The 9,238-nt window shown below is 66.3% G+C and carries 7 protein-coding genes and 1 rRNA gene; all 8 read right to left on the bottom strand.

The window, feature by feature from the left end; all coding sequences use genetic code 11:
• Positions 1-344: 344 nt before the first annotated feature.
• The 8 genes from ADBZ5N_RS15020 to ADBZ5N_RS14985 all read right to left on the bottom strand — a co-directional run bounded on the left by ADBZ5N_RS15020 (position 345) and on the right by ADBZ5N_RS14985 (position 9,185).
• Positions 345-1,862 (bottom strand): 16S ribosomal RNA (locus ADBZ5N_RS15020).
• A gap of 387 nt (positions 1,863-2,249) precedes the next feature.
• On the bottom strand, positions 2,250-3,530 hold the full coding sequence (gene tyrS / locus ADBZ5N_RS15015; protein WP_526258708.1) for a tyrosine--tRNA ligase: 1,281 nt from the start codon (positions 3,528-3,530) through the stop codon (positions 2,250-2,252).
• Between the two features lie 27 nt (positions 3,531-3,557).
• The gene (locus ADBZ5N_RS15010; protein ID WP_526258706.1) at positions 3,558-5,069 is read right to left on the bottom strand and encodes a phytoene desaturase family protein; all 1,512 of its coding nucleotides are present in this window, start codon (positions 5,067-5,069) and stop codon (positions 3,558-3,560) included.
• Positions 5,059-5,892, bottom strand: coding sequence for a lysophospholipid acyltransferase family protein (locus ADBZ5N_RS15005; protein ID WP_526258704.1), 834 nt, complete (start codon positions 5,890-5,892; stop codon positions 5,059-5,061). Before ADBZ5N_RS15005 ends, ADBZ5N_RS15010 begins: the two co-directional genes overlap by 11 nt.
• Complete coding sequence (locus ADBZ5N_RS15000) at positions 5,889-7,127, bottom strand: glycosyltransferase family 2 protein (RefSeq protein ID WP_526258702.1); 1,239 nt, start codon at positions 7,125-7,127, stop codon at positions 5,889-5,891. The genes ADBZ5N_RS15005 and ADBZ5N_RS15000 overlap by 4 nt, the downstream gene beginning before the upstream one ends.
• Positions 7,124-8,251 (bottom strand): carotenoid 1,2-hydratase family protein, encoded by a 1,128-nt coding sequence (locus ADBZ5N_RS14995; RefSeq protein ID WP_526258700.1) that lies wholly within the window; start codon positions 8,249-8,251, stop codon positions 7,124-7,126. The genes ADBZ5N_RS15000 and ADBZ5N_RS14995 overlap by 4 nt, the downstream gene beginning before the upstream one ends.
• A gap of 78 nt (positions 8,252-8,329) precedes the next feature.
• A complete protein-coding gene (locus ADBZ5N_RS14990) occupies positions 8,330-8,995 on the bottom strand; it encodes a DNA-3-methyladenine glycosylase (protein WP_526258710.1) in 666 nt (221 codons plus the stop codon).
• Positions 8,985-9,185, bottom strand: coding sequence for a Trm112 family protein (locus tag ADBZ5N_RS14985; RefSeq protein ID WP_526258698.1), 201 nt, complete (start codon positions 9,183-9,185; stop codon positions 8,985-8,987). Before ADBZ5N_RS14985 ends, ADBZ5N_RS14990 begins: the two co-directional genes overlap by 11 nt.
• Between the last annotated feature and the right edge of the window lie 53 nt (positions 9,186-9,238).

The raw sequence follows: 9,238 nt of genomic DNA, 5'->3' as shown, positions 1-9,238 counted from the left end.
CCAGACCACCAACCCGAAAGCCGGCAGCCCACACGATCACCACTGACCAGATGCTCGCAACCACTATCCACAAATCAAACACCACACCCCACCACCAAGACGGGGCGACAACAGTCCATCCCCACCCGCAAGCAGGGAACAACAGGGCTTGTTGCCTCAAAGCCCAATAGTGTGTTCAGTGAATCCCCGCCGGCCCTCGATCACTCGATCCCCGAAACCAGCGACGTCTGTCATTGCACCAGAACCGGCGCCACTACAGCGCACAGCCCATCCAACGAATCGCTCACACACACCGAACCCCCACACTGTCGTGGGCGGGGCATGAGTCTCGTGGTGCTCCTTAGAAAGGAGGTGATCCAGCCGCACCTTCCGGTACGGCTACCTTGTTACGACTTCGTCCCAATCGCCGATCCCACCTTCGACCGCTCCCTCCCTCACGGGTTAGGCCACGGGCTTCGGGTGTTACCGACTTTCATGACGTGACGGGCGGTGTGTACAAGGCCCGGGAACGTATTCACCGCAGCGTTGCTGATCTGCGATTACTAGCGACTCCGACTTCACGGGGTCGAGTTGCAGACCCCGATCCGAACTGAGACCGGCTTTAACAAGGATTCGCTCCACCTCACGGCATCGCAGCCCTTTGTACCGGCCATTGTAGCATGTGTGAAGCCCTGGACATAAGGGGCATGATGACTTGACGTCATCCCCACCTTCCTCCGAGTTGACCCCGGCAGTCTCTCACGAGTCCCCACCATAACGTGCTGGCAACATGAGACAAGGGTTGCGCTCGTTGCGGGACTTAACCCAACATCTCACGACACGAGCTGACGACAGCCATGCACCACCTGCACACAGGCCACAAGGGAAACCACATCTCTGCAGTCGTCCTGTGCATGTCAAACCCAGGTAAGGTTCTTCGCGTTGCATCGAATTAATCCACATGCTCCGCCGCTTGTGCGGGCCCCCGTCAATTTCTTTGAGTTTTAGCCTTGCGGCCGTACTCCCCAGGCGGGGTACTTAATGCGTTAGCTACGGCACGGATCCCAAGGAAGGAAACCCACACCTAGTACCCACCGTTTACGGCGTGGACTACCAGGGTATCTAATCCTGTTCGCTCCCCACGCTTTCGCTCCTCAGCGTCAGTTACTGCCCAGAGACCCGCCTTCGCCACCGGTGTTCCTCCTGATATCTGCGCATTCCACCGCTACACCAGGAATTCCAGTCTCCCCTGCAGTACTCCAGTCTGCCCGTATCGCCCGCACGCTCACAGTTAAGCTGTGAAATTTCACGGACAACGCGACAAACCACCTACGAGCTCTTTACGCCCAGTAATTCCGGACAACGCTCGCACCCTACGTATTACCGCGGCTGCTGGCACGTAGTTGGCCGGTGCTTCTTCTGTAGGTACCGTCACTTGCGCTTCGTCCCTACTGAAAGAGGTTTACAACCCGAAGGCCGTCATCCCCCACGCGGCGTCGCTGCATCAGGCTTGCGCCCATTGTGCAATATTCCCCACTGCTGCCTCCCGTAGGAGTCTGGGCCGTATCTCAGTCCCAGTGTGGCCGGACACCCTCTCAGGCCGGCTACCCGTCGTCGCCTTGGTAGGCCATTACCCCACCAACAAGCTGATAGGCCGCGGGCCCATCCCACACCGCAAAAGCTTTCCACCACACACCGTGAAGCATGCGGTCCTATCCGGTATTAGACCCAGTTTCCCAGGCTTATCCCGAAGTGCAGGGCAGATCACCCACGTGTTACTCACCCGTTCGCCACTCGTGTACCCGAAGGCCTTACCGTTCGACTTGCATGTGTTAAGCACGCCGCCAGCGTTCGTCCTGAGCCAGAATCAAACTCTCCAAACAAAAACCCCGGGACAAAACCCAGCAGAATTCGAATCAGAACAAGCCTGACCAAGCAACCAGAAAAAATCTGGCAAAAAACATCACACCCCAACACGGGGGTACCAGAGTGCGACAAAAAACAAACAACAAACAAAAACCACCAAACACACTATTGAGTTCTCAAACAACACACCCGGCGTCTCCGGCCGCGCGAGGAACCCGCGGCGATTGCCGCGTGCTCGTCGGTACGGACAGTGGAACGCTTCATACTCCGAAAACATTCCCTGGAGATGCCGTCGCGATCAGCGGACGTACCGCGTCACAACGACTCCATTAAGTTACGTCAGGCGCGAACCCGAGTCAAATCCCCTGAGCAACATGGGACTTTGACCTTCGTCACACCCGGACTTACTGCGAGTTAACCCGCTCCACCCCCGCGATATTCCGCTTCCCTCGGCGCAGGACCAGCCAGCGGCCGTGCAGGAAGTGGGACGAAGCCGCGTTCCAGTCCTCGCTGTCGACACGGATGTTGTTGACCGACACCCCGCCCTCGGCGATCGTGCGCCGAGCGGCGCCTTTACTGGCAGAAAGTCCGGTTGCCACCAGCAGGTCGACGATGCCGTCCGGTCCACCAGGAGGCAGCTGCGCCACCGACGTCTCCTGCAGGGCAGCGGCCAGTGTCGGCGCGTCGAGCCGGTCGAGATCGCCGCGGCCGAACAGGGCCGCCGACGCGTGCTCAACAGCGTCTGTGGCAGTCGGACCATGCACCAGCGTGGTCAGCTCCCGAGCTAGGCGACGTTGCGCCAGGCGTTCGTGCGGCCGGGTCGCGGTGGCGTCCTCGAGTTCGGCCAACTCGTCGGCGGACAGGAAGGTGAACCAGCGCAGGTACCGGATGACGTCGGCGTCGGCGGTGTTGACGAAGTACTGATACCAGGAATAGGGGCTTGTCATTTCCGGGTCCAACCACAGGCTGCCGCCCCCGGTGGACTTCCCGAACTTGGTGCCGTCGGCTGCGGTGACCAGCGGGACGGTGAGCGCATGCACCGTGGCGCCGAGCCTCTGCCGGACCAGTCTGACGCCGGAGATGATGTTGCCCCACTGGTCGGAACCCCCGATCTGCAGCGAGCATCCGTGGCGCTGGTGCAACTCCACGTAATCGTTGGCTTGGAGCAGCATGTAGCTGAACTCGGTGTAGGAAATACCCTCACCGTCGAGCCGGCGGCGAATGGTGTCGCGATCGAGCATGACGTTGACGGAGAAGTGCTTACCGACGTCACGCAGGAATTCGATGGCGCCTAACCGCTCGGTCCACGACAGGTTGTTCTCCACCACAGCCCCGGTCACCGAGTCGTCGAAGTCGACGAACCGCTCAAGCTGACCGCGAATGCGCCCTGACCACTCCGCGACGGTGTCGGCGGTGTTCAAGGTCCGCTCACCGGCGTCACGCGGATCACCGATCAGGCCGGTGGCGCCACCGGCCAGCACGATAGGTCGATGCCCGGCGCGCTGGAATCGCTGCAAAGTCAACAGCGGCACCAGGTTCCCCGCATGCAGGCTCGGCGCGGTCGGATCAAACCCCGCATAGACGGTCATCGGTGGACGAGCTGCAGCCTCCTGCAATGCCTCGATGTCGGTGGACTGCGCGACCAGTCCCCGCCAGGCCAACTCGTCGATGATCGTCACGCCCATGGGTTGCATCTTCCCGCATCTGCCCGGCTACCCCGCCGACAGGCCGCCCGGAGAGAGACCGAGGTCGGCGGTGAGGCAGTCGGCGGCCGCGAGTCCGGACAGGGCGACCATCGGCAAGCCCCCGCCGGGGTGGGCACTGCCGGAAGCCAGGTACAAACCGGGCACACCGCGCACCCGGTTGGGCGGTCGCTTGAAGGCAGCGAAACGGTCATTGCTGGCCGCTCCGTAGATGGCACCCCGGCTGCCGGGGAAGTCGGCGGCCAACTCCGTTGGGGTGCGGCGCCAGACGATCGAATCACCGGGTCCCCACAGCCCTGCGGCCCGTATGCGCTGTTCCACGGCGGATTCCAGGGCAGCCCAGACGTGCGCCGGCCGTGGCCGGTCCGCCGGCTCGGCGGGGGCGTTGGCCATCACGAACACCGGCTCGGCATCGGCCCAGCCAGACAGACCATGGCAGCGTTCCTGGGCGCAGAGGTATACCGTCGGCGTCACCGGCGGACGGTCCCGGTCGAAGATGTCGGCGAACTCCGCGTCATAGTCGGCCGGAAAGAGCACCTCGTGCGGCAGCCGGTCGGCTCGCCGGGCCGCCCGCATCGCACCGGTCCACCCCGACATCGACGGCGCCGCGGCCGCGGGCAGGTGCTGGTCAGCGGCGGGCAGCGCCCCGTCGCGCAGCCACCCCACGTCGGCGTTGACCACGACAGCCCGGCCACGCAGCTCCCGACCACCCGCCAGTGCGACCCCGACCGCCGTCTGGTCGTCGACCAGTACCCGCTCGACGGCGGCGTCACACTCGACGACACCGCCGCGGGACTCGATGGCTGCGACCAACGCCGCGACCAACGCATGAATACCGCCCTGCACGCCATAGCCGCCCAGCGAGAGTTCGACGTGCGAGATGCAGTTGAGGGTGGCCGGCGCACGGCGGGGATCGCTGCCGTTGTAGGTGGCATACCGGCGAAGCAACATGCGTAAGTGGGGGTCTTGGACGTGTCGGTCGATGCCTGAGCCCATCGCGCGCATCGCATCGACGGACATCAACGCCCGTGGATGGCGCACCGCCAGGCCGACCATCGCAGCCCAGGTGGGAGCGGGACCGAGAACGAAATGGGGGGCGGCGGCTTCCCAGATGCCCCGGCTGTACGCCAGGAAGCCCGCCAACTGAGCCTCGGCTGCGGGCCCCAAGGCGGCCCGGACCCGGGCCAGGGTGTCCTGCGGGTCGTGGGCTACCTCGACCACGCAACCGTCGGCGTAGCGGTACCGGAAGCCGGGGTCTAGGCGGCGCAGTCCGATCACCTCCTCGAGGCGCAGACCGGCACGGGCGAACACGTTCGCGAAGACCTCCGGCAGGGTCAGGACGCTCGGGCCGGTTTCCACGGTGACGCCGTCCACCTCGACGATGCCGGCCTTGCCGCCCGGCCGTTGACCGCTCTCCAGGACCCGCACCGGCAGCCCGCGTGCGGATAGCGCCAGCGCCGCGATCAGCCCTCCGACGCCGGCACCGACGATCAGCACTTCCGCGCCGCGATCAGCGCACACGAGGACCCCAACGGCGCAGATAGTCCAGCATCCGGGCACCGAATCCATCCTGGGCGGCGACCTTTGCGGGCCGAATCAAGGCGGCGAAGCCTGGAAAAGGTTCATCCGGATGGCTGCGGACGCGACGACCGTCGGTAGCCGCGGCCGCGGCGGCGTCGATGACAGCCAGCCCGTTCAGCAGGGCGCCCTCTACGGCGGGAAGCAACGCCGGTCCCTCGATCTCCGCACCGGCCATCGGTGGTGAGAATCGGACGACAGCCGCCGGGCTGTCCGTCTCCAGGAAGACATAGTTGATGCTGACCGCGATGACATCCACCGGTCTGCTGGAGTGCAGGATCTGCACCCCCGGCTTGAGGTCCAGTGGACGCAGATGGGCCGGGCGCTGGCGGCCCTGCGGGAAGAGCCACAAGCTGCGGCCCGGCCGGTCGAGCAGGCCCCCACACGCCTGGAGGCATTGGCAGCTGCGCTCGTGGCTGCTGCGGTCCAACGGCAGCGCACCGACCCACCCCAGGAATGGCAGCTTACGAAGATTGGCGGCGTCCATCACCGCCCATCCCACCCCGTCGAGAGCCTCATCGAGAACCAGCAACAGCAGCGGATCCCACCATGCGACATGGTTGGCCGCGAAGAGCATGGGCCGGTCGGCCAGAGCCGCTCGGGACTCAGCCAGACCGGACACCCACAGGCCGTCCAACCCATGCGCGATCCGGTGCCGGGAGTAGCGCCGGGCGTAATTGAGGAATCCGGGACGCCGATTGTCGCCGGCCTGCGCCAGCGCCTGCCGGTCGGCTTCGGAGATGACGTTGTCGGGATCGGCGGTCACACGGCCTCCCGCTGAGCCCGGGCGGCATAGGACCGCCCACGCCACCGGATGTCGCCCCGACGGCTCCACCGGAAGCTGTCGAGCAGGATCCCCATCATGAGCAGTACGGCGAGGGGGTGCAGCAGCACGCTGACCAGGCTGTGCCCGTAGCGCAGCGCCATGATCGTCCGCAGAATCAGGTTGGCTGCGACCCCGATCGCCGCGGTGGCGGCCAGACCCCAAGCACCGAGCACGGCCGCGACAGGCAGGACCAGGTAGGGCAACACGAACGACTGCACATGCAGCCACACCACAATGAGGAGCGCCACCGGATGCCCACCGATGCCCTCATAGAAATTCTTGGCGAATCCCCGCCACAACGAGGCGGCGTCGCCGTACATCCGGCAGTCGGCCATTTGGTCGCCGTCGGCGAAAACCACTCGCTGGCCGCTGCTTTTGACCGCCCGGCACAGTGCCATATCGTCGACCAAAGCCGTCCGCACCCCGGCCCAGCCGCCGATCACCTCCAACACCGAGCGGCGGATGAGCAGAAGCTGACCGTTGGCGGCGAGCACCCTGGGATCGCGGGTCAGGTGAATCAGCGGCATCGGCAACCATGCCACGTAGGACAGATGCAGCAGCGGCATCAGCAGCCGCTCGGCGAGGCTCCCGGTCCGCTGATGCGGTACCGCGGTGACCACGGCGGCCCCCAAGCCGCCCGGGACTTGCTCAGGGCCACCCAGCAGCGACAGCAGGTGCAGAACACCGTCGCGGCGCAGGCTGACGTCGGCGTCGATGTTGAGCAGCAGTTCGCCGGTCGCCTCGGCGCTGAGGCGATGCAGGGCATGCGGTTTGCCCACCCACCCGTCGGGCAGTCCGTCGCCACGAATCACCCGTAGCCGGGGCACATCGGCGCGAAGGCCGGCCAGCACCTCGGCGGTGCCGTCAGTCGACCCGTCGTCGTAGACGATGATCTCGGTGATCGGTCCCCGTGCGGCATCCGCCGCACGGACGCAGCGCTCGATGTTGGCGGCCTCGTCGCGAGCCGGAATCAGGACGCTGACACCACCAGGCGCAGCCCGCGCAGCCGTGGACAGCGGACGCCCACGCGTCCAGAACAGGGCGTTGAAGGCCACCAGTGCCAGCGCAATCAGTGGGGGCACCGCAAGCAGAGCGGCCATGGCGATCGCCCACGCGGGAGACTGGCCGCTGAGCAAGGCATCAACCGAAAGGTCCGGCCGGGACCGGGCAGTCATGCCCGAACTTCCCCGGTGCGGCCCAGCAGCCTTCGCACACGGCCTTCGCTGTCACCGGAGAACAGCGGCAGCCACATGGAGTTGGGGCCGTCGGACCGGTGCACCCGCATCCGAACCAACGGCCGAAGCAGGTCGGTGTCCACCCGGTCGGGCACCACGTTCTCCCCGACGCCGTAGGCCTCGTCCGCCCCACAGCGCCCCCGCAGCAGATAACGCTGATAGAACGGCCCGTTGTCGAGTAGCGCGCTCACGTCGACATGAACCGGGACGCCATCCGGGTCGAGGAAGGTGGCACTGGCCGGCCACCGCAAGCCCCAGGTGCTTCGGCGTAGCCGGCCCACCGCAATCTCGGCGTCCTCCCGCGCGCGGCAGGAACCATCCGCCGCAACCTCGACAACGAGGTCCCGCGGGCGCGCCCCGCTTCGGGAGGGAATCAGCCGGTAGAAGATGACATCGCGGCCCGGCAGTGCCAGCCGGCCCCACCACCAACGTTCGATACCTAGTGCGTTGAGCGGCCGGGCGGCGCTGTTGCGGTCGTGGTAGGCGCGGCCCTCAACCCGCAATTCCCCACCGGGCGTGCGCAGTTCAAGACATCCGCGGGTCGCGGCGACCATCGGCGTCCAGCGGTGGGTGCCCGCCGGATCGGCGGAGGCCGCGCCGTCCGGGCAATCCCGACGCAGCTTCCCGGACACCTGCAACTCCCCCGTCACCCGCCCACCCGTAGGAAGGGCGAGGTCGAGCCTGGCCTGCAGCATGCGGGTCGGGACCGACCCGGGGCCGTTGACCGTGTCGGTCCACTCGAAAAGGCAGTCGCCGAGCCGCCAGGAGCGACCGTCAGCACTCCATTCGCAATCCTGCGCGGGCAGTTCGGAGAGCAGGTAGAAGCGTTCCCGCCCGCCCCCGTATACGACGACGTTCACGCTGGGACGGTTGATCGGAAGTTCGGGGCGGCCGGCGCGGGCCGCCCGGACGTAGCCGGGCAGAAAGGGCAGGCCCCATGACCAAATGACCGTCGCGCCCTGGCCCTGATCGTCGACCAGATCGACGTAAAACCAGGTGAATCCGCCCGGGCTGTGCAGCACAGCCTGGTCGGGCGGTCGGTCGGCGGAGCTTAGCTCGATCAAAAGGCCTCCGGGTACGGCTTGGGTCGGGGAGCCGAGGAACCAAGTCGGTTCGATGTCTGATCTTCCCGCATGCCCACCTCAGTCGCTGGCACCTGGTCGAGGTGCTCGGGGGCTGCGTCGGTATGCCGAAACCTCGGGCCGGCCGGGGAGCCAGAATCGCCAGGCCCGATCGGCGGCCCGGCTCACCCCGACCCGGGGGCCGGCGGGACCATCGAATCGCCGGTCAGGAACGGTGACGGCCGGCTCGCCGAGTCGCACAGTGACCGGCGAAGCCGGGTCGAATACGTCCAGGCCGTTGTCATCCATCGTGATAGCCAAGGCGGCACAGAGATTTCCGGGGCCGCGGGCCAGTTCGCTATCACCGACCGCTGATCCGCGCCGGGACTGCGCGGCTTCCAGGCCGGATTCGATGGCCGCCGCGCGCAGCAACACCGCCCCGGCAATGCCGTCCCCGCCACAGGAAACGTTGGCGCACACATGAATTCCGTGACTGCGGTAGGTGTAGAGCCGACCCGGCGGTCCGAACATGACCCCATTTCGGACAGTCCGACCGCGGTAGGAGTGCGCGGCGGCATCGGGCCACGGACCGTCTGCCGGGCCGCCGTAGGCCTCCACTTCGAGGATTCGAGCACTCACCCCGCGTGCGGTGATCACCGCACCCAGCAGAGCCCGGGCCGCGGTCAGCGGGTCGACGTCCAACCCAGCCTCACCGGCGCGGACCGGCCGCGTCGGACTAGTGGGCACCTGCACGGGCCATCAACCGCTCGTGCTCGTCGGAACCGACATCGGTGGCCTCATCGACCAGCAGCACCGGAATGCCGTCCTCGATGCGATAGGCCTTGCGCAGCCGCGGGTTGTATAGGAGGTCATCAACGTGCAGCAACGGTCCACGATCGGCAGGGCACACCAGGATGTTGAGCAGCTTCGGATCCATGTGGCTGAGGTGTGGCCTACGGCATGGGCGGCATCGGCGGCGCGGTGGCCGGC

The organism is Mycobacterium sp. (assembly GCF_044370595.1).
In the GTDB taxonomy this organism is placed as follows: Bacteria; Actinomycetota; Actinomycetes; order Mycobacteriales; family Mycobacteriaceae; genus Mycobacterium.
The sequence above is the reverse complement of the archived record's forward strand: the minus strand, read 5'-3'. Positions and strand labels throughout refer to the sequence as shown.

Bases quoted from the DNA above. Each gene is read 5' to 3' on its own strand.
- ADBZ5N_RS15000 (WP_526258702.1), bottom strand. From the start codon at position 7,127: ATGACTGCCCGGTCCCGGCCGGACCTTTCGGTTGATGCCTTGCTCAGC.
- ADBZ5N_RS14985 (WP_526258698.1), bottom strand. From the start codon at position 9,185: ATGGATCCGAAGCTGCTCAACATCCTGGTGTGCCCTGCCGATCGTGGA.
- tyrS (WP_526258708.1), bottom strand. From the start codon at position 3,530: ATGGGCGTGACGATCATCGACGAGTTGGCCTGGCGGGGACTGGTCGCG.